This is a genomic window from Paracoccus sp. SM22M-07 (assembly GCF_001887735.1).
In the GTDB taxonomy this organism is placed as follows: domain Bacteria; phylum Pseudomonadota; class Alphaproteobacteria; order Rhodobacterales; family Rhodobacteraceae; genus Paracoccus.
Genome location: NZ_JPKW01000011.1, coordinates 101,897 through 126,909, shown reverse-complemented (window position 1 = coordinate 126,909; position 25,013 = coordinate 101,897). Strand labels below are relative to the sequence as shown.

The following is a 25,013-nucleotide window of genomic DNA, read 5'->3' as shown; positions in this document are numbered from 1 at the left end:
ACTTTCCAGTCTGGTCTTGATCAAACATCCGTGTATCAAAGCCATGTTTCCCCGGGGTTGCAAGGAATACGCCCCGAAAAGATGCCCCCGGCACCGGTCGGGCGTCAATGTGACGCAACGAAAGCAGGGCGCCCGCCACGTGATCAGCGCATCCCTTGCCGTGACTTTCATTCTGGGGGACAGCGGTTGCAAAGAAGGGTCAAATCGCGCCAGGATGCACCCGTCAGGGGTGGAGCGTATTCATGGATGATCACGGCGCGCAGCGCAGTCGCAGGCTGGAACAGGCCATTCAGGCCTGCGCCGAAGGGCATCCCGAAGGCATCGACACGATCCTGGAACTGGAAGGATCGCAGCTGTTCGGCGTGGCATTGCGCATCCTGACCCGCCACGATCTGGCCGAGGAGGCCGTCCAGGACGCGATGGTCCTGATCTGGCGCAAGTCCCCCCAACAGCGTGGGCCGTCCGGGTCGGCGCGGGGCTGGATCTATGCGATCCTGCGCAACCGCTGCCTGACGATCCTGCGCGACGGTCGCCGCCTGTCCAGCATGTCCCCCGAGGAACTGACCCGCATGCAGGACGCCCGCGACCAGATCGTCCCCGAGGAAGGCTGGCAGATGCTGGCCGGATCATCGCGGCTTGGCGATTGCCTGGATGCGCTGGATGATCCCGCGCGGCGCGCCATACTGCTTGCCCATGTCGGCGGTTTCAGCCACGGAGAGATATCCGCCCGCCAAGGGGTGCCGCTTGGGACTGCCAAGTCCTGGATACGCCGCGGATTGGCCTCGCTGAAGGAATGCCTGTCATGAACGGATTTCAGGACGATCTGACCGGCTTTGCCGACGACTATGCGCTTGGGCTGATGTCGCCAGCCGCAGCCGAGCTGTTCGAGGCCGTGATGGCCACCGACCCGGCCCTGGCCGAACGCGTTGCCCATATCCGCGATGCGCTGATCCCGCTGGACCTGTCGGCGCCCCCGCAGGCGCTGCCGGCCGGCTTTGCCGCGCGGGTACAAGATCGCCTTGCCCAAGTCGCCCAGGATCATCCCCCCGCATGCCCGGCCCATATGCTGGGCGTCGATCCGACCGCGCCGCCCATGGCGGCCAATCTGCCCGCCGCCCCGATCCGCCGCTGGATGGCAGGCATCGCCGCCGCGCTGGTCCTTGGCGTGGCCTTGGGCTTTGGCGGCGCGATGCAGCGCCCCGAACCCCAGCCCGTCGTCATGGCCGTGCTGCTGGACGATGCCGGTGTTCCGCGCGCCGTGGTCAGCGATTATGGCAACGACACCGCCCAGATCCGTTTCGTATCGGACATCGACGTGCCGCAGGGCTTCAGCCTGCAGACCTGGACCCTGCCCTCGGCGCAGATGGGGCCGCAATCACTTGGCGTTCTGGACGGTCCCCGCGCGACGCTGCTGCAAGGTCCGGACCTGCCCGACCCGGGCAACAACCAGCTCTATGAGATCACGCTGGAACCCAAAGGCGGGTCGCCCACCGGTCGCCCGACCGGGCCGATCATCGCCAAGGGGTTGGCTGCCGTGCAGACGGGGATCTGACCGCGTCAACTCGTCACGCAGCCGTGCGGTGATTGCATGGAACGGCGGGGCGGCGGGCCCCGTTGACGCTCCGACACTGCAATATCGGAGCAAGACATGACCGAAGGCAACATCACCACCGTCAATCCCTTTACCGAGGCCCAGCTGACGACCTACCCGTTGGAGGGTGTCGATGCAGCCTTGGCCAAGGTCGACGCGTGCCACGAGGCATTCCTGGATTGGCGGCTGGTTTCGCTGAAGGACCGCGCCGAAAAGATCCGGGCCATCGGGCGCGAGTTGCGCAACAGCAAGGAAGAATATGCCCGCCTGATGACCGCCGAGATGGGCAAGCGCCTGGAGGACGCCCGCGGCGAGGTCGACCTTTGTGCCGCCATCTGCGACTGGACCGCCGATCACGGCCCCGACCATCTGGCGGATGAAACCCGCGAGGTCATGGGCAGCCGCAAGGGCATCGTCACCTATCAGCCGACCGGCGTCATCTATGGCATCCAGCCGTGGAACTTTCCGCTGTATCAGGCCGCACGCTATACCATCGCCAACCTGATGGCCGGGAACGGCGTGTTGCTGAAACATGCGGCCAACGTCACCGGCAGCGGCATCATGCTGCGCGACATCATCGAACGCGCGGGCCTGCCCAAGAACCTGTTCACGGTGCTGCTGATCGATCACGACACCTCGGAGAAGGTGATCGAGCACAAGTTGGTGCGCGGCGTGACCCTGACCGGCAGTTCGGCTGCGGGGCGGATCGTGGCGGCACAGGCTGGCAAGGCGCTGAAGAAGACGGTGATGGAGTTGGGCTCGAACGATGCCTATCTGGTGCTGTCGGATGCCGATCTGGATCTGGCGGTGAAGACCTGCGTCACCGGTCGTCTGTACAACAACGGCCAGACCTGCGTGAACGCCAAGCGTTTCGTCGTGGTGGACGCCGTCTATGACCAGTTCATCAAGGCCTATACCAAGGCCATGCAGGTCATCACCCTGGGCGACCCCGAGGATGAGGCCACGGGTCTTGGTCCGATGGCCCGCAAGGACCTGCGCGACGATCTGCACAAGCAGGTGCAGGACAGCATCGACAAGGGTGCCAAGCTGCTTTGCGGTGGCCAGATCCCCGACCGCGAGGGGTATTTTTATCCGGCCACGGTTCTGGAAAACGTCCAGCCCGGCCAGCCCGCCTATGACGAGGAACTGTTCGGCCCCGTCGCATCGGTCATCCGCGCCAAGGATGATGACGACGCCATGCGCATCGCGAATGACAGCGAATTCGGCCTTGGTGGCGGCATCTTCTCGAAGGATGAGGATCGTGCGGTCGAACTGGCCAGCAAGTATTTCGACACCGGGATGGTCTTCATCAACGGCTTCGACGTGGCCAAGCCTTCGATGCCCTTCGGCGGCGTCAAGAATTCGGGCTATGGCCGCGAACATGGCGGTTTTGGCATGATGGAATTCGTCAACATCAAGGCGGTAACCTTGAAATGAGCGACCCCCAGGGCAAGCTGACCTGTGACGTGGCGGTCATCGGTGCCGGCACCGCCGGCATCGCCGCCGAGGCCGCAGCGCGCAAGCAGGGTGCCCGCACCCTGCTGATCGACCCGGAATTCCGCGGCACGCTCTGCGCCAACACGGGCTGCATGCCCTCGAAACTGTTGTTGGCGGCGGCCCACGCCGCCCATGACATCCGTCGCGCCCCGGTCTTCGGCATTCATCCCGAAGGCCTGCGCATCGACGGCAAGGCGGTGATGCAGCGGGTCCGCGACGAACGCGACCATTTCGTCCGCGCCACCCGCGAGAGCTTTGACAAGCTGCCCGACGGCACCGCCATCAGTTCGCGCGCCCGCTTCGCCGGCCCGAACAGCTTGGCGCTGGACGACGGTCGCCGGATCGAGGCGAAGGCCATCGTCATCGCGACCGGCTCCAGCCCGCTGATGCCGGCCCCTTTCCGCGATCTGGGGCCTCGTGCGCTGACCAATGAAACCATCTTCGAACTGCCGGACCTGCCCGAGAACCTGGCCGTCATCGGCGGTGGCCCCATCGGGCTGGAACTGGCCCAGGCCATGGGACGGCTTGGCGTTGCCGTGACGCTGTTCGACAAGGCCACCACCTTGGGCAAGGCCCGTGATCCGCAGGTGGCCGAAGCGTTGAAACAGGCTGTCGGCCGCGACGTGACTCTGAAACTGGGCTGCGACACGACGGCAGCCGCGGCCAAGAACGGCGTCCGGATCGACTGGTCGGGCGACGATTCTGACAGCGCGGTTTTTTCGCATGTGCTGGTGGCCGTGGGCCGCCCGCCCAATCTGGATGGGCTGGACCTGGACAAGGCCGGTCTGGCGCTGGACGACCATGGCACGCCGCTGTTCAACCGCCAGACCCTGCAATGCGGTGATGCGCCGATCTTCATGGCGGGCGATGCCGATGCCGATGTGCCCCTACTGCACGAAGCCTCGGACGAAGGCGCCATTGCGGGGGCCAATGCCGCGCAATTTTCGGTTGTCACCCCGGACCGGCGCAAGACCGCGTTTTCCGTGATCTTCACCGACCCCGCCCATGCATCGATCGGGCTTGCCCCCGAAGGGGCCTTGACCGGGCGCGCGGATTATTCCAACCAGGGCCGATCCCGGGCCGAGGCGCGCGCCGAGGGATGCATGGTCCTGCATGCCGATCCGCAGGGACACCTGCTGGGGGCCGACCTTTGTACGCCGGGGACTGAACATCTGGCCCATCTGCTGGTCTGGGCGGTTGAACGCGGCCTGACCGCCATGGATCTGCTGTCCCTGCCCTTCTATCATCCCACCCTGGAGGAGGGCATGAAACCCGCCCTGCGCGAGATCTGCGCCAAGGCGGGCCAGACCCAACCCGCCAATCAGGACAGCGCCTGCCCGCCGGGCGCATAAATCCGAAAGGACCACCATGACCGAAGCGATCCATGATCTGGGGCAGGGCTTCTGGACCATCCGCGGCGATCTGAAGCTGGGTGGCGTCCTGAATGTCGGCACGCAGGCCGGGTTGGTCCGGTTGTCGGATGGCGGCTTTGCCATGCTGGACAGCTATCCGCTGACGGGCAATATCCGCGACCGCGTGATGCAACTGACCGATCAGGGGCGCGCGGTGCGCGCGGTGCTGAACCTGCACCCGCATCACACGCTGCACTGCGCGGGTATCGCCCGCGACTTTCCCCAAGCCAAGCTGTTCGGTTCACGGCGGCACTGGGACAAGCATTCGAACCTTGACTGGCAACCCCAGCCCGTCGAATCCCCCGAAGTGGCCGCGATGTTTGCCGCCGACCTGCAGTTTTCCCTGCCGCGGGGGATCAACTATATCGACGGGAATGACCGCGTGCATGCCGGGTCGCTGCTGGCGTGGCACATGGCCAGCCGCACCCTGCATGTCGACGACACGATCAACCTGATGCCGGTCCCGCGCCTGCTGAAGCGGTTTTTCCCCAAACCCCGCGTCTTCCTGCATCCGACCATGGCGCAGGCGATGAAGCCCGAACCCGATGCGCTGGCCGAATTGCGCAACTGGATCGCGGAACTGGCGGCGCAATGTCACGACCTGCGCCACCTTTGCGCCGCCCATTCCGGGCTGCGCCGCTTTCAGCCCGGCGAATTCAGCCGCGAATTGCAGGCCGCCTTCCGCCGGGTCGAAGGCAAGCTGGCCAAAGCCAAGGTCTAGCCGACGCTGATGGTGGTCTGCGCTTCGGGGAACTGATCGTGGCGGACGGTGATCGTGATCGGACCCGCCTGGCCCGTCAGACGCAGCCACAGACCCGTCGTGCCCCCCTGCAGCATCCGCAACGTGGGGCCGATCAACCTGGCCGGACCGTCGATATGGACCTGCACGGCGCCATCAAGGAAGGGCAGACGATTGCCCGTCTGGTCCAAGGCCCGCAGCATGACCCGCAGATCGATGTCCGGATCGGCCGGGACGCGGTCCATGTCGGGATCGATCTGCAACCGGGTGGGCAGCGGATCGGCCACGTAATCGCGGCGCGCTACGACCTTGCCGTCCAGATAACCGGTGATGCGGCCCGGATGCCAGCTCATGCCCCACTGGCCCAGCTCCTCGGCGCTGATATGGCGGTGGTCGATAATGACAGGGGGGTGCGGCAGATGCGGGAACCGTTCGCGATCGGGACCGACGCGGCGGGTGACGCCTGCGCATTCGAACTCGACCTCGTCGCAATTGGTCAGCACGATCAGGGGCAGGATGCCACCGATATTGCGTTCGCCCCGCGCCCAGAAGGTCACAGGCTCCATCACCACCCCTTCGGAAGGCGGCTTCTGGCTGCTATAGGCATGGGCCGCGAATTTCGGCTCGCGCCAGATATCCATGACGCCGTGATGACAGATGCGGTCGCCGGCGCCGAAATCCTTGTGCGTGTTGTAGTCGAACATGCACCAGCCGATGCAGCCGGAAATCGCCGGGTCGCCATGGGCGGCGTTCAGAACCTCAAGGTGCCGGATCACGTGTTCCATCTGTCGCAGTTCAGGGTCCTGCGCCTTGGTCGGAAACATGTGGCCGTTATATTCAGTGACCAGATAGGGCACCGGCTTCTTGATCCCGGTGACCTCGGCGGACGGGCGCAGTGCGGTGCGGGGTCGGTTGATCAGCGGCAGCTCGGATTCGTCCAGGATGAAATCGTTCATCGTATAGACATCCTCCAGCATCTCGCTGTCGGTGATGCAGCGCACGCCCCCCGTGGCCCGCGTCGGGTCCAGCTCGCGCGCCAGCGCGCTGGTGCGGACATAGAAATCGTGATTGTCCGGGCTTTCGTTGATGCGCACGCCCCAGATGACGATGCTGGGGTGGTTCCAGTCGCGGGTGATCATGGCGCGGACATTCTCCACGCTGCGATCCTGCCACGCCCGGTCGCCGATATGCTGCCAGCCGGGGATTTCCTCGAAGACCAGCAGACCGATCTCGTCGCAGCGGTCCAGAAACCACTTGCTTTGCGGATAATGCGAGGTGCGCACCATGTTGCAACCCAGATCACGGCGCAGGATTTCGGCGTCGCGTTCCTGGGCGTGGCGTCCGGCGGCATAGCCCGCATGCGGAAAGCTTTGGTGCCGGTTCAGGCCGCGCAGCTTGACGGGCTGGCCGTTCAGCAGGAACCCCTGCGGCGTCCACTCGGCGGTGCGAAAACCAAAGCGATGCGTGGTGACGTCGCCGCTGTCGGGCAGGCTCAGTTCGACGGTATAAAGCGCCGGGTCGTCCAGGGACCACAACCGCAACCCGGTCAGACCGGAAAGGGTCAGTTCACCCTCGCCTTCGGTCGCGGCGATCTCTCGTTCGCCGTCCAGCAGCCGCGCCCGCACCGGGCCGGGGGCGGTGGTTTCGGGCCGGATCACGACGGTCTTGGCGTCGGACAACGCGTCTGGCGTCAGGATGCGCGCGTTCGTCAGATGCCGTTCCGGCAGCACCATCAGCCAGACGTCGCGATAGATGCCGGCATAGGTCAGATAGTCGATCTGCGCGCCGAAGGGCGGGATGGCGGGGTTTTCCGAACCGTCCACGCGCACCGTGATCAGGTTGTCGCCGGGGCGCAGATGATCGGTCAGATCGGCCACGAAGGGCGTATAGCCATCGGGATGCGCCACGACCTGCGTGCCGTTCACCCACACCACGTTGTCGGCCATCGCGCCGTCGAATTTCAGCTGCACCCGGCGGCCCTGCCACGCATCGTCCCATGCGATCACGCGCTGATAGGTGAAGGGGCGCTGATAGCTGGTTTCGTCGAAATAGCTCAGCGGCAGGTCGACGGCATTATGCGGCAGGGTGACGGTTTCGCCGTCGCGCGGACTGCCGATATGGCCTTCGTCGAAACCGTCCGAGAAGATCCAGCCGTCATTCAGTCTTTGAACCTGTCGCATGATCACCACTCCGCAAAGCTGCCGTCGGCATGGCGCCACACGGGGTTGCGCCAACGGTGCCCCTGGGCGGCCATTTCGCGAACCTTGTCCTCGTTCACCTCGATGCCCAGACCGGGCCCCTGCGGGATCGCGACGAACCCGTCCTCATAGGCAAAGACCGACGGGTCGGTCAGATAATCCAGCAGGTCGCTGCCCTGGTTGTAATGGATGCCAAGCGACTGTTCCTGGATGAAGGCGTTGTAGCAGACCGCGTCCAGTTGCAGGTTCGCGGCCAGCGCGATGGGCCCAAGCGGGCAGTGCAGCGCCAGCGCCACATCATGCGCCTCGGCCATCGCCGCGATGCGATAGGTCTCGGTGATGCCGCCGGAATGGCTGGGATCGGGCTGGATGATGTCGACATAGCCGCCCTTCAGGATCGCCTTGAAATCCCACCGCGAATACAGACGTTCACCAAGCGCGATCGGGGTCGAGCAGTGGTTGGCGATCTCGCGCAGCGCCTCGGCATGTTCCGACAGAACGGGTTCTTCGATGAACATCAGGCGGAAGGGTTCCAGTTCCTTGGCCAGCACCTTGGCCATGGGGCGATGCACGCGGCCGTGGAAATCGATGCCGATGCCGAAATCGGGGCCCATCTCCTCGCGGATGGCCTGCACACGTTCCAGGACCTGATCGACCTTGGCATGGCTGTCGACGAACTGCATCTCCTCGGTGCCGTTCATCTTGACGGCGGTAAAGCCGCGATCCCCGCATTCGCGCGCCATCCGCGCGGTGTCACCCGGCCGGTCGCCGCCGATCCAGCTGTAGACCCGGATGCGGTCGCGCAGCTGGCCACCCAGCAGGGCATGGACCGGCACGCCCAGATCCTTGCCCTTGATGTCCCACAGCGCCTGGTCGATGCCGGCGATGGCCGACATGTGGATGCCGCCGCCGCGATAGAAACCGGCGCGATACATCACCGTCCAGTGGTCCTGGATCAGGCGCGGGTCGCGGCCGATCAGGTAATCGGACAGTTCCTCGACGCAGGCGGCGACCGATGCGGCACGGCCTTCCAGGACGGGTTCGCCCCAACCGCTGACGCCTTCGTCGGTGCTGATCTTCACGAAGCACCAGCGCGGCGGGACGATGAAGGTTTCGACTTGGGTGATCTTCATGGGTCTTGGTCCTGAAATTCGGGGGCCGCATGGCGGCGGCCGGTCAGAAAGGCATCCGCGACAAGGCGCAGGGGCGACAGGTCCAGATCGCTGTCGCCATTGGCGATCAGGTCGCGGAAACGGGCATAGAGGCGGGCGTATTCGGCGTTGTCACCTTGGGCCACGGGTTCACCATCGACGCTGAAACGGGCGCCGCCCTGATCCAGCAGCGCCGTGCCCGCATCCGTGTCAAAGCGGATCTGCCACAGGTCGGCCCCCTGCTGGCGCCAGTCCAGACGTGCGGTGACGGGGTGGCCCGCATCCATCGTCAGTTCGGCGGCGATGGGGGTCTGGCGGTTTTCGGGAATGTGCAGATCGGCACCGGTCAGGCGCACCGGATCGGGCAGCACGGCGGTCAGGATCGACAGGGCGTTGATGCCCGGATCAAAGACCCCCAGCCCGCCCGGCTGCCAGATCCAGTCCTGGCCGGGATGCCATTTGCGGACATCCTCGCACCAGTCGATATGGGTGGCGTGGACGACGCGGTCGGCCAGCCAGTCGCGGGCGACATCCACCGCCGCCGCCTCGCGCGAGTGCCAGGTCGTGAACAGCGTCAGGCTGCGCAGGCGGGCCTCGGCGGCCAGGATCTGCAGTTCGGTCAGGGTGGCGCCGGGGGGCTTTTCCAGCATCAGGTGGCAATCGGCGCGCAGCACCGCCATCGCCTGTTCAAAGCGCCCCTGCGGCGGCGTGCAAAGCGAGACCGCCTGGACATCGTGCATCTCGTCCAGCAGCGTGTCGATGTCGGTGAAGTTCGCCACCCCGTCCAGCCGCGCGTTGCGGCTGGCGACGGCGGTCAGGGTCATGCCCGGCGTCGCGGCGATCGCGGGCAGATGCTGGGCGCGGGCGATGGTGCCCAGGCCCACCAGGGCCAGTTCGATATCGCTCATCTCAGGCGCATTCCGCTTTCGGCGTCAAAGAAATAGGCCTGCGCCGGGTCCATGGTCACACCGACCGTGCCGCCGCCTGCCGGATCAAGCCTGCGCGTGGTCTGCACGACCAGCTTTTCACCCGACGGTGCGGTCAGATGGGCATAGGTGACGCCGCCCAGATTCTCGGCCAGATCAACGCGGAAATTGCCGTGATCGGTCAGTTGCAGCGTGTCGGGGCGCAACCCGATTTCCACCTTGCGACCATCCATCAGGTTCGGGGATTGCCGGTCCAGGGGCGCGTCGAACGCCGGGGTCACGACCTGGCCGCCCTGCACGCGCCCGGCCACGAAATTCATCGCCGGGCTGCCGATGAAGCCCGCGACGAAGCGGTTGTCGGGGTCGTCATAGAGCTCCATCGGGCTGCCGACCTGTTCGATGCGCCCCGCGCGCAAAACGACGATCTTGTCGGCCATGGTCATCGCCTCGACCTGATCATGGGTCACATAGATCATGGTCGCCTTGATCTCTCGGTGCAGGCGGGCGATCTCGGCGCGCATTTCCACGCGCAGTTCGGCATCCAGGTTCGACAGCGGTTCGTCGAACAGAAAGACCTTGGGACCGCGCACGATGGCCCGGCCGATGGCCACGCGCTGGCGCTGGCCGCCCGACAGGGCCGCGGGCTTGCGCTCCAGCAGCGGGTCCAGCTTCAGGATGCGCGACGCCTCGGCCACCTTGGCGGCGATCTCGGCCTTGGGGTGGCGGTTCATCTTCAGGCCGAAACCCATGTTCTGGGCGACGGTCATGTGGGGATAAAGCGCGTAGGTCTGGAACACCATGGCGACGCCCCGGTCGGCGGGTTCGGCATCGGTGACGTCCTTGTCCTCGATGCGGATCTGGCCCTCGGTCGTGTCCTCCAGGCCCGCGATCATGCGCAGCAGGGTCGACTTGCCGCAGCCCGAGGGGCCGACGAAGACGCAGAACTCGCCCTGCCGGATATCAAGATCGACGCCGTGGATGACCCTGACAGGGCCGAAATCCTTGGTGACGCGGGTCAACTGGACGCCGGACATGGCAACCTCATGCTTGCTTGTGTTCGGGGAACCGCCATGTGTCGGCGGCTGCGGCGATCTGCGCCGCGGCTTGCTGGACGGGACCGGCCAGCGCCAGCAGCTGGTCGCGGCTGGTCGTGTCGGTGGTGGTGGTCACGGAAATCGCGCCGATCACGCGGCCATTGCCCGACAGGATCGGGGCGGCGATGCAGGCGATGCCGACCTCGTGCTCCTCGTCGTCCAGGGCGTATCCGCGCTCGCGGATGCGGGCCAGATCCTGGCGCAGGGCGGCAGGCGTGGTCAGCGTGTGTTCGGTATGGGCGTGAAAGGATTGCCGCGCGATGGCCTGGGCCAGCCGATCCTCGGGCAGATGGGCCAGCATCGCCTTGCCGACGCCGGTGCAATAGGCGGGGCCGACCTTGCCGGATTGGGCGAACATCTCGACCGGCTGGCGGGCGTTTCGCTTGTCGACGTAAAGCACCGCGCCATTGTCCAGCTGGGCCAGATGCACGGTCTGGCCGATGTCGCGCGCCAGCCGGTCCATCACATCCTGCGCAACCGGGGCAAGGCTGGACTGCGCCCAGGCCGAATGGGCCAGCCGCACCAGACGCATGCCGGGTGCATAGGTCTGGCGGACATCGTCGAAGGCCAGCATGTCCTGATGGGCCAGCGTCTGCAGGAAACGATACAGCGTCGCCTTGGGCAGGCCGGCCTTCAGCAGGATCTCTGCAAAGCGGACGGGGCGGCCGAATTCGGCCACCAGATCCAGCACGGCCAGCGTGCGGCCCACGGTGCCGTCGGACGTCTCGCGTTGCGGGGTCGTCATGCCATGGCCTCCTCTCCGCAGCATTGCCGTTGTTGACAAGGCTAATCGATTCGCAGCATAGTTTCAATATTCAAAACTGAGTTTCACTATTTGGAACCTAATGGGGAGGAGACCATGGTCCATACGAAACGAGGGCTGCTGCTGGCCGCGCTGCTGGCCACCACCGCACCCGCCTTTGCCCAGACCCGCGAACTGGTGATGAACACGGATGCGTCCGACCCCGCGCCCAAGGCGGCGTTCGAACAGCTGATCGCGGATTTCGAGGCCGAATATCCCGACATCAAGGTCACGGTAAACACCTTCGACCACGAGGGTTACAAGACCGCCATCCGCAACTTCCTGACGGCCGATGCGCCCGATCTGGCCAACTGGTACGCGGGCAACCGCATGGCGCCCTTCGTTCAGGCCAACCAGTTCATGGACGTGTCCGATGTCTGGGCCGAGAACGGGCTGAGCGAGAGCCTGCATTCGGCGGAATCGGCCATGACCATCGACGGCAAGCAGTGGGGGATTCCCTATACCTACTATCAGTGGGGCATCTATTATAACCGGGACGTCTATCAGCAGGTCGGGGTCGAACCTGCCGAAGATTGGGAAGGGTTCCTGGCCAATTGCGCCAAGTTCCAGGAGGCCGGGATCGACTGCGTGACCACCGGTTCCAAGGCGCTGTGGCCCATCGCGGGGATCTTCGATTACCTGTCGCTGCGCACGAACGGCTATGACTGGCACATGCAGCTGACGCGCGGTGAAATTCCCTGGACCGACGACAAGGTCAAGGCGGTCTTCGCCGAATGGGAAAAGCTGCTGCCCTATATCTCGAAGAACCATGCCGCGATCGACTGGCAGGATGCGGTGTCCAACATCGTCCAGGGCAAGGCGGCCAATTACGTCATGGGCAACTTTGCCGCGGCCACCTTCAAGGATGGCGGCATGACCAATGACAACCTGGGCTTCATGCCCTTCCCCACGATCAACCCCGACATCCCGCGCGCCGAAGAGGCGCCGACCGACACGATCCACATCCCTGCCGGCGCCAAGAACCCCGAGGACGCCAAGCTGTTCCTGGCCTTCCTGGCCCGCGCCGACGTGCAGACCAAGATGAACCAGACGCTTGGCCAGCTGCCGATCAATGCCGAAAGCTCGGTCGGGGATGATCCCTACCTGCAGGCCGGGTTCGAATTGCTGTCGACGGCAGAGGGTGGGATCGCCCAGTTCTTCGACCGCGACGCATCCCCCGAAATGGCCAAGGCGGGCATGGAGGGCTTCCAGGAATTCATGGTCCGTCCCGAACGCCTGGACACCATCCTGGAACGGCTGGAGCGCGTGCGCCAGCGCGAAGCCGGCTGACATCATGCGGGCGGTCCCCATCGGTCCGCCCGCATCCCCCACGCACCCACCCGCTTTCCCCGGAGGTCCCGCATGACCGCCCTTCCCGACATTCACCCGCCCAAGGCGCGCGCCCGCAGGCGCCGCAACAGCCTGACACCCTGGCTGTTCCTGGCGCCGGGCATGCTGATGTTCGCCGTCTATGTGCTGATCCCGATCTTCCAGTCGGTCTGGGTCTCGTTCCACGAATGGGACGGCCTTGGACCGATGCGTTGGGTCGGACTGGCCAATTATTCCGAGCTGTGGTGGGACGACGCCTTCTATACCAGCCTGAAGAACAATGTCATCTGGCTGGCCCTGTATCTGCTGGCCGTGCCCATCGGGCTGATGATCGCGCTGTTCCTGAACCAGACGGTCAAGGGCATCCGCATCTATAAATCGCTGTTCTTCTTTCCCTTCGTCATCAGCCAGGTGGTCGTGGGGCTGATCTTTTCATGGTTCTATGCGCCGGGCTTCGGGCTGCTTTACGTGCTGATCGAATGGGTCACGGGCACTGGCGTCGCGATCCTGGCGGATGAACGCTATGTCACCTATGGCATCATCGCGGCGGGGCTGTGGCCGCAGATCGCCTATTGCATGATCCTGTATCTGACCGGCCTGAACGCGGTCGCCCCCGACCAGATCGAGGCCGCGCGCCTGGACGGCGCCAAGGGATGGCGGATGCTGTGGCATGTCGTGCTGCCGCAACTGCGCCCGGCGACCTTCATCGCGGTGGTTGTGACCGTCATCGGCGCGCTGCGCAGCTTCGACCTGGTCAGCATCATGACCTCGGGCGGGCCCTTCGGGTCCAGCCGCGTGCTGTCCTATTACATGTACGAACAGGCGCTGTCGGAATACGGCTATCGCATGGGTTATGGCGCGGCCATCGCCGTGGTGCTGTTCGCCATCATGATGATCTTCATCACGGGCTTCATCTGGAAGATGTGGCGCGACGAGAGAGGGCTTTGATCCGATGTTCCCCCGTCCCATCCAGACCATGTCCCCCGCCTTTCAGCGCAGCTACAAGATCGCGCTGCCGATCATGCTGGTCCTGTGGCTGCTGCCCTTGCTGGGGGTGGCGCTGACCTCGCTGCGTCCGTCGGGCGACCTGGCGGCCGGCAATTATTTCGGCATCCCGTCGCGCATCGCCTTCGAGAACTATGCCGACGTCTTCCGCAATTCGCCCATCGCCCAATACCTGCTGAACAGCTTCCGCATCACCATCCCCACGGTGATCGGCGCGGTCGGTCTGTCCTGCCTGACGGGCTATGCGCTGGCGGTCTACAAGTTCCGGCTGTCGCTGGTGGTGTTCTTCATGTTCGTGGCGGGCAATTTCGTGCCCTTCCAGATTCTGATGGTGCCGGTGCGCGACCTGACGGTGAACATGGGTCTTTACAACACCGTCACCGGTCTGGCGCTGTTCCACATCGCCTTCCAGACCGGGTTCTGCACGCTGTTCATGCGCAACTTCATCAAGGCCCTGCCGCGCGAGCTGATCGAGGCCGCGCGTGTCGAGGGCGTCAATGAATGGCAGATCTTCTGGTATATCGTGATGCCGCTGGTCCGCCCGGCCATCGCGGCGCTGTCGGTGCTGGTCTTCACCTTCATCTGGAACGACTATTTCTGGGCGATGGTGCTGACCACGGGCGCCGAGACGCAGCCGATCACCGCCGGCCTGAACAGCCTGAACGGCCAATGGGTCGCCGCTTGGCACCTGGTGTCGGCGGGGTCCATTCTGGCGGCCATGCCGCCGGTCCTGATGTTCTTCCTGATGCAGCGGCACTTCATCGCCGGTCTGACCCTGGGTGCGGTGAAATGAGGGTCTGGCGCATCGATACCGCCGCTCAGACCCTGGTCTTCGGCAGCGATGGCGGCGTGGCCTGTTGTCATTACTGGGGCGCACCCCTGCCCGCCGATCAGGATCTGGGCGATCTGGTGGCGGCAGGTGCGGGTGGCCTGACCGGCGGCATGCTGGACCAGCTGCCGCCCCTGTCGCTGCTGCCCGAGGCGCGGCGCAGCTTTCCGGGCCAGCCGGGGCTGGTGGCGTTCGACGGCGACGGCACGCCCCTGGAACCGGCATGGGCGCTGCAATCCGCCGATCAGGGCGATGGGCTGACGCTGGTTCACGCGGCAGACGGTCTGACCCTGACCCACCGCATCCGTCCACAACCGCATGGGCTGGTCGCCATCTCCGCCAGCCTGACCGCAAATCGTCCGATCCGCCTGCATTGGCTGGCCGCCGCCGCCCTGCCCGTCCCGCCGCATATGGACCAGCTGACCGAGCTGGCGGGCCGATGGACGCGCGAATTCCAGCCGGTGACCAGCGATCTGGACCACGGCGCCCGCATCCGCGATGCCCGCACGGGTCGCTCGGGGCATGAACACCCCCCTCATCTGTGGCTGGCCACCGCCGGCACGACCCATACGCGGGGCGAGGTGATGGCCCTGCATTACGGCTGGTCGGGCGGTCACCGCATGGTGGTCGAGGCCCTGCCCGAGGGTCGCCGCCAGATCCAGCTGGGCCACGCCTCGGGGTCCGAACGCGCCACCGGCACCCGATTTGACAGCGCCGAGCTGCTGCTGGCGCGGGGCGATGCGGGGCTGAACAGCGTGTCCATCCCCTTCCAACGCGCCATTCGCGACCGCCTGCCCCCGGCCCGCCAGCCCCGCCCCGTCCATTACAACGGGTGGGAGGCGATCTATTTCCGCCACGACGCCCGGGAACTCTCGGACATCGTCGCCCGCGCGGCGGCCCTTGGGGCGGAACGCTTCGTGCTGGATGACGGCTGGTTCGGGCGGCGCGACGATGACACGACCTCGCTTGGCGATTGGCAGATCGATCCGCGCAAGCACCCCCATGGCTTTCAGCCGCTGATCGACCGGGTGCAGGAACTGGGCATGCGCTTTGGCCTGTGGTTCGAACCCGAGATGATCAACGAGGACAGCGACCTCTATCGCGCCCATCCCGATTGGGTGCTGGGACCTGCCGACCAGATCCGGGGCCGCAACCAGCTGCATCTGGACATGACGCGCGACGATGTGCGCGACCACCTGTTCACGCGGCTGGACGCGATCCTGCGCGATTGGGACATCGACTATGTCAAATGGGATCACAACCGCCTGACGCCCTTCCCCGATGCGGGCCAGACGCGCGGCGTCTATGACCTGCTGGACCGCCTGCGCGCGGCCCATCCGCAGGTCGAGATCGAAAGCTGCGCCTCGGGCGGGGGCCGCATCGATGCGGGCATCCTGACACGCTGCCCGCGCGTCTGGCTGTCCGACAGCAACGACGCGCTGGAACGCCTGCGCATCCAGCATCACGCGGCCGCTTTCCTGCCCGCGATCGCCACGGGCAGCCATGTGGGCCCGCGCGACTGCCACACCTCGGGGCGGGTGCTGCCGATGGCGCTGCGCGCCTGGACCGCCGCCCAACGGCATATGGGCTTCGAGATGGACCCGCGCGAACTGACCGAGCACGAGGCCGAAACGCTGACCCGCGTCACGACGTGGTGGAAGGCCAATCGCGACTGGATGCTGGCGGGCGACATCTGGCGGCTGGACCGACCCCAAGGGGCGCTGGCCGAAATGCAGATGGCGGCGGACGGATCGCGGCTGGTGATCTTTGCGGCGACGCTGGACAGCACTGTGGCCGTCCAGCCACCCCCGCTGCGCCTGACGGGGCTTGATCCCAGGGCGCGCTACAGGTTGCGGATGATTGAAAAGCCGCTTGGGCACCATACGTCCCATACGGCGATCAGTCAGGACGAGGTGACGCTGACGGGGGCCGCGCTGATGGCGCAGGGGGTTGCCCTGCCGCCCGCCTTCCCGCAGACCGTCGCCGTGATTGAAGGAATGCGTTTGTGACTGCCGATATTGACTGGATCGCCGCCGATTGGGGCACGACGAACCTGCGCCTTTGGGCCATGTCGGGCCGCCGGGTGGTGGAACGTCGAGCCTCGGACCGCGGGATGGGCGTTCTGGGCCCCGATGATTTCGCCCCGGCCCTTGCCAAGGCGACCGAAGGATGGCCCGCCGTCCCCGTCATCGCCAGCGGCATGGTCGGATCGCGCCAGGGCTGGGTCGAGGCCCCCTATGCCCCCGTCCCCTGCCCCGCCACGCCGCGCATGGTCGCCGTTCCGGGCGATCCGGGCGGGCGTCCCGTCCGCATCGTCTGCGGCATCCGGCAGGACGACCCCGCCGACGTCATGCGCGGCGAGGAAACCCAGATCGCCGGTCTGCTGGCCATGACGCCCGATTTCGACGGCATCGCCTGCCTGCCCGGAACCCACACGAAATGGGTCCGCATTTCCGCGGGCGAGATCTGCAATTTCAAAAGCCTGATGACGGGCGAGCTGTTCGGCCTGATCGCGGGCCAGTCGGTCCTGCGCCATTCCGTGGGCGGCCAGGATCACGACCCCGATGCCTTTTTGGCGGCCGTCTCCGACGCGATGGCGCGGCCCGAACGCGGCTATGGCGGCCTGTTCCAGCTGCGCGCGGAATCGCTGTTGTCGGGGCTGGACCCGGCCGTGGCGCGGGCGCGCCTGTCCGGCACGCTGATCGGATGGGAACTGGCCGCGGCCAAGCCTTGGTGGCTGGGCTGCGACGTCACCATCATCGGCGCCCCGGCGCTGTCGTCGCTTTATGACCAGGCGTTGCGGGCGCAGGGCGTCCCCGCCGCGCTGATGTCGGTCGAGGATGCGACCCTTGCCGGCCTTGCCGCCGCCCATCAGCAATTCAAGACAACCTGACCGAAAGGCCCCGCCATGTCCCGCCCCCTGATCGCCATCCTGCGCGGCCTGACCCCGCCCGAGGCCCCCGCCATCGCCCAAGCCCTGATCGACGCCGGCATCACCCGCATCGAGGTGCCGCTGAATTCCCCCGACCCGCTGGACAGCATCGCCCTGCTGGCCCGCGATTTCGGGGACCGGGCCACGATCGGCGCGGGCACCGTGCTGACGCCCGACCAGGTCCAGTCCGTGGCCGCGGCAGGCGGGCGCATGGTCCTGTCGCCCAATTGCGACGCCGCCGTCATCCAGGCCACGCGGGCCGCCGGCATGGACAGCTTTCCGGGCATCATGACCCCTTCCGAGGCCTTCGTGGCGCTGAATGCGGGCGCCTCGGGGCTGAAGCTGTTTCCGGGCGAATTGATCGGCCCCAAGGGGTTGCGCGCCATGCGGGCGATCCTGCCTGCGAACACCGCGATGTGGGCCGTTGGCGGCGTCTCGGCCGAAAACATGGGCGAATGGCGCCAGGCCGGTGCGGCCGGTTTCGGGATCGGATCGTCGCTTTACAAGCCCGGCGATGACGCGGCGACGGTGACCGCCAAGGCCCGCGCGATGGTCGCGGCATGGGACGGGGTGGCGGCATGATCTTTGACGACACCCCCTGCACCCTGGGCGAAGGCGCGCTGTGGCATTCCGACCTGAACGCACTGATCTGGTTCGATATCATCGGCAAGCGCATGTATCTGAAACCCGTCGGCGGCCAGCGTCGGCATTGGGATTTCGTCGACCATGTCTCGGCGGCGGGGATCGTGGATGCGAACCGGCTGATCGTGGCGTCGTCGCGGGCGCTGCTGCTGTTCGACCTGCGCGACGGGACCCGCACAACCCTGGTGGATCTGGAGGCGGACAACCCCGTCACCCGATCGAATGACGGGCGCGCCGATCCGCAGGGCGGTTTCTGGATCGGCACGATGGGGCTGAACGCCGAAGCGGGTGCCGGGTCGATCTGGCGCTATTGTCGCGGGGAATTGCGGCGTCTGTTCGCCCATATCACCATCACCAACGCCATCTGCTTTGCCCCACAGGGCGACAGCGCCTGTTTCACCGATACCGACAAGGGCGTCATCATGCGGGTCGCGCTGGACGCGGATGGCTGGCCTGTGGGCGATCCGCAGCCCTTCATCGACCTGCGCGCCGAAGGGCTGAGCCCCGACGGCGCGGTGATGGATGCCCAAGGCGGCCTGTGGTCGGCGCAATGGGGGGCGGGCCGCGTCGCACGATATGACGCGCAGGGGCGGTTCGACCGGGCGGTGATGCTGCCTGCGGCCCATATCTCCTGCCCTTCGATCGGCGGGGCGGATCTGGACACCCTGTTTGCCACATCGGCACGGCAGGGGCTGGACGCGCCCGGTCCCGATGACGGCTGCACCTTCGCGGTCACGGTGGATGAACGCGGCCAGTCCGAACATCGGGTGATTCTGCCATCCTCCGTTTCCTGAGGCTTGGCGGCGCGGCAAAATCCATCAATTTCTGCCCATTGTCTTGTCACCTCATCGTTGCCGCATCATGGTCTGGTTCGATATGCGGCGAAAACATGCTGCCCGTGCGGTCCGGGCCATCCGGCGAACTTGTCTCTTGGAGAAAGGGCGGGTCGTGCCGTAAACCGGACCTGTGCGGGCGGAGTTTGCCCACCATGACGAGTACACCTGTGTGAACGAGGAAATTTCGATGACGAAACGGGCTCTTATCACCGGGATCACCGGTCAGGACGGCTCCTACCTCGCGGAACTGCTGATGGAAAAGGGCTACGAGGTGCACGGCATCAAGCGCCGGTCCTCCTCGCTGAACACGCAGCGCATCGACCACATCTATCAAGACCCCCATGCCGAAGATGCGCGGATGTTCCTGCATTACGGCGACCTGGGCGACACGTCTTCCGTGATGCGCATCATGGAGGCCGTCCGCCCCGACGAGGTCTATAACCTGGGCGCGCAATCCCATGTCGCCGTCAGCTTCGAGACGCCCGAATACACCGCCAATGTCGATGCGCTTGGCACGCTGCGCATCCTGGAAGCGATCCGGTTCCTGAAACTGGAGGGCAAGACCAAGTTCTACCAGGCCTCGACCTCGGAGCTTTATGGCAAGGTCCAGGAAATCCCGCAGCGCGAGACCACGCCCTTCTATCCGCGTTCGCCCTATGCGGTGGCCAAGATGTACGCCTATTGGATCGCGGTGAACTATCGCGAGGCCTATGGCATCTATGCCTGCAACGGCATCCTATTCAACCACGAGTCCCCCCGTCGGGGAGAGACCTTCGTGACCCGCAAGATCACCCGTGGCATCGCCAATATCGCCCAGGGGCTGGAGGATTGCCTGTACATGGGCAACATGGACGCCCTCCGGGACTGGGGCCATGCCAAGGATTACGTTCGCATGCAGTGGATGATGCTGCAGCAGGATCAGCCCGAGGATTTCGTCATCGCCACCGGGGTCCAGTATTCGGTGCGCCAGTTCATCGAATGGTCGGCCAGCCAGGTGGGCATCACCCTGCGCTTCGAGGGCAGGGCCGAGGCCGAGGTCGGGATCGTCGCATCGGTCGAGGGTGACGATGCCCCCGGCGTGACCCCCGGCCAGGTGATCGTGCGCGTCGATCCGCGCTATTTTCGCCCGACCGAGGTCGAAACCCTGTTGGGCGATCCCACCAAGGCGCGCGAAAAGCTGGGCTGGACGCCCCAGATCACCACGCAGGAAATGTGCCGGGAAATGGTCAGCGAAGACCTCAAGGCCGCACGCCGCCATGCGTTCTTGAAGACGCATGGCTATGACCTGCCGCTCTATCAGGAAAGCTAAGGTTCGACATGACGCGGATATTCGTGGCAGGTCATCGCGGCATGGTCGGCAGCGCCATCCTGCGCCAGTTGCAGGCAAGACGCGATGCCGGCGAGGATCTTGACCTGATCACCCGCACCAGCCGCGAACTGGACCTGACCGAACAGGCGGCGGTGCGCGACTTCATGGCGACCGAACGTCCCGACGCGGTGATCCTAGCGGCGGCGAAGGTGGGCGGCATCCATGCCAACAACACCTATCCGGCCGAGTTCATCCACAAGAACCTGATGATCGAATGCAATGTCATCCACGAGGCCTGGGCCGCCGGGGTGACGCGGCTGTTGCAGCTGGGGTCCAGCTGCATCTATCCGCGCGAGGCACCCCAGCCCATCCGCGAGGATGCGCTTCTGACCGGCATCCTGGAACCCACGAACGAGCCCTATGCCATCGCCAAGATCGCGGGCATCAAGCTCTGCGAAAGCTACAACCGGCAATACGGCACCGATTACCGGTCGGTGATGCCCTCAAACCTCTATGGTCCCGGCGACAATTTCGATCCCGAGAACAGCCACGTGATGCCCGCCCTGATCCGCCGTTTTCACGAAGCGGCGCGGGATGGGCTGGATCGGGTCGTCATGTGGGGCACGGGCACGCCGCGCCGCGAATTCCTGCATGTCGACGACATGGCGCGCGCATCCCTGTTCGTCTTCGACTTGGACCGCGAAACCTATCAGGCCAATACCGACCCGATGCTGTCCCACCTGAACGTCGGCAGCGGCACGGATATTTCCATCGGCGATCTGGCGCAACTGGTGGCCCGCGTCACGGGATACCAGGGCCGGATCGAGAACGACCTGACCCGCCCCGACGGCACGATGCGCAAGCTGATGTCCTCGGACAAGCTGATGGCGATGGGCTGGACACCGCAGGTCGATCTGGAACGCGGCGTCGCCGAGACCTATCGCTGGTTCCTCGAGAACCGCGCCGGTTGATGGCCATGTCGGATCAGCAGGGCAAACTGATCGCCTTTCGCGCCGACCGGATGGGGGGGCGGCTGATCGCGCTGCTGAACACGATGCGTTTCGCGCGCAGCTTCGATCTGCCCTTCGTCGTCCATTGGCGCGACAGCGACGGGCTGGGCGACGGAACCCAGCTTTTCGCCGAGGATTTCGTCCGCGACCATTTCATCGACAAGCCCACCTATCAGGCGATGAAAAGCAATGCGACCGCGATCGGCACCGTCATCCACAGCGCGACCAAGGAACAGTTCCTGGACAATCTGAAGGGCGGCATGCACGTCCTGCTGGACCCGCCCTTCGACGTCCTGAAAATGCCCTTCGAGGATGAGGCCGAGGTCCACCGCATCTTCCGCGACGTGGTCGACACCCTGCCCCTGAACCCGGATCTGGCCCGCCACCTGCAGGCCCTGCGCGGCAAGCTGCGCGACGGGCGGCGGACGGTCGCCTATCACATCCGGCGCGGGGATCTGACCAGCGACCTGCGGGCCATGAACCGCGCCTGGCCGAACAAGTTCGTCCCCGACGAATTCTTCGAGGCCCATATCCGCGCGAACCTGGACGGCGCGGCGGCACGCACCATCCTGTTCAGCGACAATCAAAGCGTGCTGGACCGCTATACCCGCATGTTCCCCGACCTGCTGACCTTTGACCGCATCGCCGATACCGGCACCCTGACCGAGGTGCAGCGCGACGCGCTGGAGCTGTTTGCGATCTCCATGTCGGACCTGATCGTCGCGCCGCCCTCCTCGGCCTTCAGCTCGACCGCCAAGACCATCGGCGGCGGCGATTTCCGCGATGTCGAATCCGATATCACGCCGGATGCGCGCCATGCGGCACTGGACCTGTTGGCCAGCCGCCTGAAGGACCGGCCCGACCTGTTCGCCAACCAGGGCGAAATCGGGCAATATCTGGTCTATGCCTGCGAGCATCTGACCAAGACCGGCCGTCGCGGCGAATTCGTCGATCTGGCGCGTCAGCATATCCAATCCGGTCTGAACATCGCCTTCATCTATGCCATGGCCGTCCGCGAGATGTTTCTTGACGGTCAGTATCAGGCGATCTGCGATCTGCGCCCGGCGGTCGATCGCGGCTTTGTCACCTTCCAGCGCAGCTATGCCCAGATCGCGCTCTATCACGGGCTGGCGCTTTTGATGCTGGGCCGGAAGGCCGAGGCGATGGAGCAGATCACCTCGGCCTTCTGGCACGAACCGGTCGAAGGCGAGATCAACGCCCTTGCGGGCCTTCTGCGCAGCCGGGGCGATTACCATGACGGCAATTTCTGGGTCACCGACACGCATATCGAACAGCTGTTCCCGAACCGCTTCATCGTCGATCACATCAAGACATTCTACACCGCACCGGTCGAAGCGGGCATCCTGAGCTTTGACAAGATGATCCCGACGAACCGGGTGATGGTCTGGGAATGGCCCGATTTCACGCGGTCCGACCTGCGCAGTCACTATCGGTTCCGGGGTCATTTCCGTTCGATCCTGCGCATTCTTGAACGTCGCAGCTGGTCGGGCGACATCAAGCCGCATTTCGACAGCTTCACCGGCATGATCGCCCTGCGCGAGGGTGACCCGGGCCTCGCCGAGGTGCTGCTGCTGAGTGCCATCGAGGCCAAGCCCGAGGTCGCACTGTTTCACAAGCGGCTGGCCGAGCTGCGCCACGAACAGAACCGGCACGATGAGGCCCTTGAGGCGATGGACCGGGCGATCACGCTGGACCCCGGAGTGACGATCTTTCGGGCCATGCGCGGGCTGTTCCAGCTGCGCGCCGGCGATGTGGAAGGCGCGGCCGATCTGCTGGTCGGGATCATCGACGAGGGGCAGCTGCAGTTCCCGTCGGTCTATTTCCTGGCGGCCGACGCGGCGCGGGACGCGGGCCGAACCGCCGATGCCGTGCGGATCCTGGAAAAGGGCCTGTCGCTGGCACCGCTGAACTGGCGGCGTCAACATGCGCTGGCGGAGATGAAGGCCAAGCTGGGCGATGCCGCGGGGGCGGGGGCGGTCCTGGACTGGGCCCTGCAATGGGCCGACGACCATCCTCCGCTGGTGATGCTGAAATCCGACCTGCTGGTACAGGCGGGCCAGGTCAATGAGGCCCGCGCATTCCTGGAACGGCTGATGATCCGTTACCCGGACAAGACGCAATATATGCGGCGTCACAAGAAACTGGCAAAGTCGTAAGGGGGCGGGTGGCCCCGATGCCCACCCAAAGGCAGGAGAGCAAGTATGAGACGTGGTCACAGCAGGGTCGGGCAGGCACATTTCCTGGTCTATTCGAACGGGGTCGAACCCTTTGCCCGCAATGCCGATGATTACTGTGCCTCGGCCCTGAAGGTGGGGTTCGACAGCGCCCGCCATGTCACCGAGGCGAATTTGAAGAAGACCCCCTTCTGGGACGAAAACCGCTTCATCCTGGAACAGGAACGTGGCGCCGGCTACTGGCTGTGGAAGCCGTGGATCATCCTGCAGAAGCTGCGCGAGGTCGGCCCCGACGACATCGTCATCTATAACGACGCGGGCCGGTACGGCGCGGGCAGCTTTCACCAGTTTCCGTCCTTCCCCCATGCGGCGGTCGAACTCTGCGCCCTGACGCCCAAGCGGTTCATCCACGGCTTCATCTCGAACTGGCAGATCCAGGGGCATTACACCAAGCGGGACGCCTTCATCCTGATGGATGCCGATACGGACGAACAACGTCTGGCGGCCCAGGTCTGCGCGGGCCCGCTGCTGTTCATGCCGTCGAAGGAAAGTTTCGCGTTCCTGGAGCAATGGCTGGACTATTGCCGCGACCCCCGCATCCTGACCGACCAGCCCGACGAGATGGGCAAGACCCACGAGGTCTTTCGCGACCATCGCCATGATCAATCCGTCGGCTCGATCCTGGCGCACAAGACCGGCGCACACTATTTCGATTTTTCCGAAAGCGGCGCATTCGGCTCGGCCGAGGATGTGCGGCAACGCAACCGCCATGTGCCGCGCCTGCAGACCCATATCGGCTATGTCTCGCTGATCGCTGCGCGTGCCATGCCGGATGATTTCCTGGTGCGCGATGAACCCGATCTGACAGATCTGTCGCATCTGCTGCGCAACCTGGTCCCCGGCGAACCGGTTCCGGTCCATCCCGACAAGGTCCCCCAACCCGTTCTGGCGGCCGAGCTGGAGGAGTTGTTGAAGGAACCCCGGCCCACGCTGTGTCGCGACCACTTGCAGCTGGCGGTGGCCGATAACCGCATCACCAATTCCCGCCTGCACGTCCTGAACAAATACCTGGAAGAGGCACCCTTCTTCTGGGAACTGGCCATTCAGGCCTTCCGCGACCGTGCCGCCGCCCTCCATGCCCAAGGGCGCGAACCGACCATGGAAGATGTGCCGACCCTGGCCGTCACCGCCCTGCGCGACGCCGAGGCGCAGATGCCCGATCTGCGGCGCAAGGTGATGTCGGGCTTTGTCTGGACCCTGTTCACCGACGATGCCCGCGCCATCTTCAAGTCGGCCCATAAGAACGTCAAATCCAGCAAGGGCGCCCTGGCGATGGAACGGTTCGTCGCCTTGCTGGACGAACTGGACTTCATGCCGGTCGAGGTCGAGGTGGCGGGCAAGGACAAGATCCTTTCGGAAGAGGTGTCGCGCCGTCTGATGGACTGGATGCTGGTCGATCATGTCCCCGCCCCGGCCGATCTTTCCCCGGAGGGAGATCACGGCGGTCATTGACTGG

At 65.3% G+C, this 25,013-nt stretch carries 21 protein-coding genes; 16 read left to right on the top strand and 5 right to left on the bottom strand.

Annotated features, from left to right (window positions below):
• The first annotated feature begins 242 nt into the window (after nt 1-242).
• From IE00_RS15230 to IE00_RS15210, 5 genes are all read left to right on the top strand, one after another.
• Nucleotides 243-806 (top strand): sigma-70 family RNA polymerase sigma factor, encoded by a 564-nt coding sequence (locus tag IE00_RS15230; RefSeq protein WP_072298058.1) that lies wholly within the window; start codon nt 243-245, stop codon nt 804-806.
• On the top strand, nt 803-1,552 hold the full coding sequence (locus IE00_RS15225; RefSeq protein ID WP_072298057.1) for an anti-sigma factor domain-containing protein: 750 nt from the start codon (nt 803-805) through the stop codon (nt 1,550-1,552). The genes IE00_RS15230 and IE00_RS15225 overlap by 4 nt, the downstream gene beginning before the upstream one ends.
• A 96-nt stretch (nt 1,553-1,648) precedes the next feature.
• The gene (locus IE00_RS15220) at nt 1,649-3,028 is read left to right on the top strand and encodes an NAD-dependent succinate-semialdehyde dehydrogenase (RefSeq protein WP_072298056.1); all 1,380 of its coding nucleotides are present in this window, start codon (nt 1,649-1,651) and stop codon (nt 3,026-3,028) included.
• Nucleotides 3,025-4,440 (top strand): dihydrolipoyl dehydrogenase, encoded by a 1,416-nt coding sequence (locus IE00_RS15215; RefSeq protein ID WP_072298055.1) that lies wholly within the window; start codon nt 3,025-3,027, stop codon nt 4,438-4,440. Before IE00_RS15220 ends, IE00_RS15215 begins: the two co-directional genes overlap by 4 nt.
• 16 nt (nt 4,441-4,456) lie before the next feature.
• Nucleotides 4,457-5,221: a hypothetical protein gene (locus tag IE00_RS15210; RefSeq protein WP_072298054.1), complete on the top strand. Its 765-nt coding sequence runs from the start codon at nt 4,457-4,459 to the stop codon at nt 5,219-5,221.
• Here IE00_RS15210 and IE00_RS15205 read toward each other — a convergent pair.
• Genes IE00_RS15205 through IE00_RS15185 form a run of 5 tightly spaced genes read right to left on the bottom strand, consistent with a single transcriptional unit; the run spans nt 5,218 to nt 11,353 of the window.
• Nucleotides 5,218-7,419 (bottom strand): glycoside hydrolase family 2 TIM barrel-domain containing protein, encoded by a 2,202-nt coding sequence (locus tag IE00_RS15205; RefSeq protein ID WP_072298053.1) that lies wholly within the window; start codon nt 7,417-7,419, stop codon nt 5,218-5,220. The genes IE00_RS15210 and IE00_RS15205 overlap by 4 nt on opposite strands.
• A gap of 2 nt (nt 7,420-7,421) precedes the next feature.
• On the bottom strand, nt 7,422-8,570 hold the full coding sequence (gene dgoD / locus IE00_RS15200) for a galactonate dehydratase (protein WP_072298052.1): 1,149 nt from the start codon (nt 8,568-8,570) through the stop codon (nt 7,422-7,424).
• Complete coding sequence (locus tag IE00_RS15195) at nt 8,567-9,496, bottom strand: Gfo/Idh/MocA family protein (protein ID WP_072298051.1); 930 nt, start codon at nt 9,494-9,496, stop codon at nt 8,567-8,569. Before IE00_RS15195 ends, dgoD begins: the two co-directional genes overlap by 4 nt.
• Entirely contained in the window at nt 9,493-10,548 is a 1,056-nt protein-coding gene (locus IE00_RS15190) for an ABC transporter ATP-binding protein (RefSeq protein WP_072298050.1), read from the bottom strand. The genes IE00_RS15195 and IE00_RS15190 overlap by 4 nt, the downstream gene beginning before the upstream one ends.
• Before the next feature lie 7 nt (nt 10,549-10,555).
• Nucleotides 10,556-11,353 (bottom strand): IclR family transcriptional regulator, encoded by a 798-nt coding sequence (locus tag IE00_RS15185; RefSeq protein ID WP_072298049.1) that lies wholly within the window; start codon nt 11,351-11,353, stop codon nt 10,556-10,558.
• Between the two features lie 114 nt (nt 11,354-11,467).
• On the opposite strand from IE00_RS15185, the gene IE00_RS15180 reads away from it, so the two are divergent.
• From IE00_RS15180 to IE00_RS15130, 11 genes are all read left to right on the top strand, one after another.
• Nucleotides 11,468-12,700, top strand: a complete 1,233-nt coding sequence (locus IE00_RS15180; protein WP_072298048.1) for an ABC transporter substrate-binding protein — start codon at nt 11,468-11,470, stop codon at nt 12,698-12,700.
• Between the two features lie 72 nt (nt 12,701-12,772).
• Entirely contained in the window at nt 12,773-13,687 is a 915-nt protein-coding gene (locus tag IE00_RS15175) for a carbohydrate ABC transporter permease (RefSeq protein ID WP_072298047.1), read from the top strand.
• Between the two features lie 4 nt (nt 13,688-13,691).
• A complete protein-coding gene (locus IE00_RS15170) occupies nt 13,692-14,537 on the top strand; it encodes a carbohydrate ABC transporter permease (protein ID WP_072298046.1) in 846 nt (281 codons plus the stop codon).
• Complete coding sequence (locus IE00_RS15165; protein WP_072298045.1) at nt 14,534-16,582, top strand: alpha-galactosidase; 2,049 nt, start codon at nt 14,534-14,536, stop codon at nt 16,580-16,582. The genes IE00_RS15170 and IE00_RS15165 overlap by 4 nt, the downstream gene beginning before the upstream one ends.
• Nucleotides 16,579-17,466: a 2-dehydro-3-deoxygalactonokinase gene (locus IE00_RS15160; RefSeq protein WP_072298044.1), complete on the top strand. Its 888-nt coding sequence runs from the start codon at nt 16,579-16,581 to the stop codon at nt 17,464-17,466. The genes IE00_RS15165 and IE00_RS15160 overlap by 4 nt, the downstream gene beginning before the upstream one ends.
• 15 nt (nt 17,467-17,481) lie before the next feature.
• The gene (locus IE00_RS15155; protein ID WP_072298043.1) at nt 17,482-18,087 is read left to right on the top strand and encodes a 2-dehydro-3-deoxy-6-phosphogalactonate aldolase; all 606 of its coding nucleotides are present in this window, start codon (nt 17,482-17,484) and stop codon (nt 18,085-18,087) included.
• Nucleotides 18,084-18,941, top strand: a complete 858-nt coding sequence (locus IE00_RS15150) for an SMP-30/gluconolactonase/LRE family protein (RefSeq protein WP_072298100.1) — start codon at nt 18,084-18,086, stop codon at nt 18,939-18,941. The genes IE00_RS15155 and IE00_RS15150 overlap by 4 nt, the downstream gene beginning before the upstream one ends.
• Nucleotides 18,942-19,170: 229 nt before the next feature.
• Complete coding sequence (gene gmd, locus IE00_RS15145; RefSeq protein ID WP_072298042.1) at nt 19,171-20,292, top strand: GDP-mannose 4,6-dehydratase; 1,122 nt, start codon at nt 19,171-19,173, stop codon at nt 20,290-20,292.
• A gap of 8 nt (nt 20,293-20,300) precedes the next feature.
• Nucleotides 20,301-21,263, top strand: coding sequence for a GDP-L-fucose synthase (locus IE00_RS15140; protein ID WP_072298041.1), 963 nt, complete (start codon nt 20,301-20,303; stop codon nt 21,261-21,263).
• Nucleotides 21,263-23,479: a tetratricopeptide repeat protein gene (locus IE00_RS15135; protein ID WP_072298040.1), complete on the top strand. Its 2,217-nt coding sequence runs from the start codon at nt 21,263-21,265 to the stop codon at nt 23,477-23,479. The genes IE00_RS15140 and IE00_RS15135 overlap by 1 nt, the downstream gene beginning before the upstream one ends.
• A 45-nt stretch (nt 23,480-23,524) precedes the next feature.
• On the top strand, nt 23,525-25,009 hold the full coding sequence (locus tag IE00_RS15130) for a hypothetical protein (RefSeq protein WP_072298039.1): 1,485 nt from the start codon (nt 23,525-23,527) through the stop codon (nt 25,007-25,009).
• Nucleotides 25,010-25,013 lie beyond the last annotated feature (4 nt).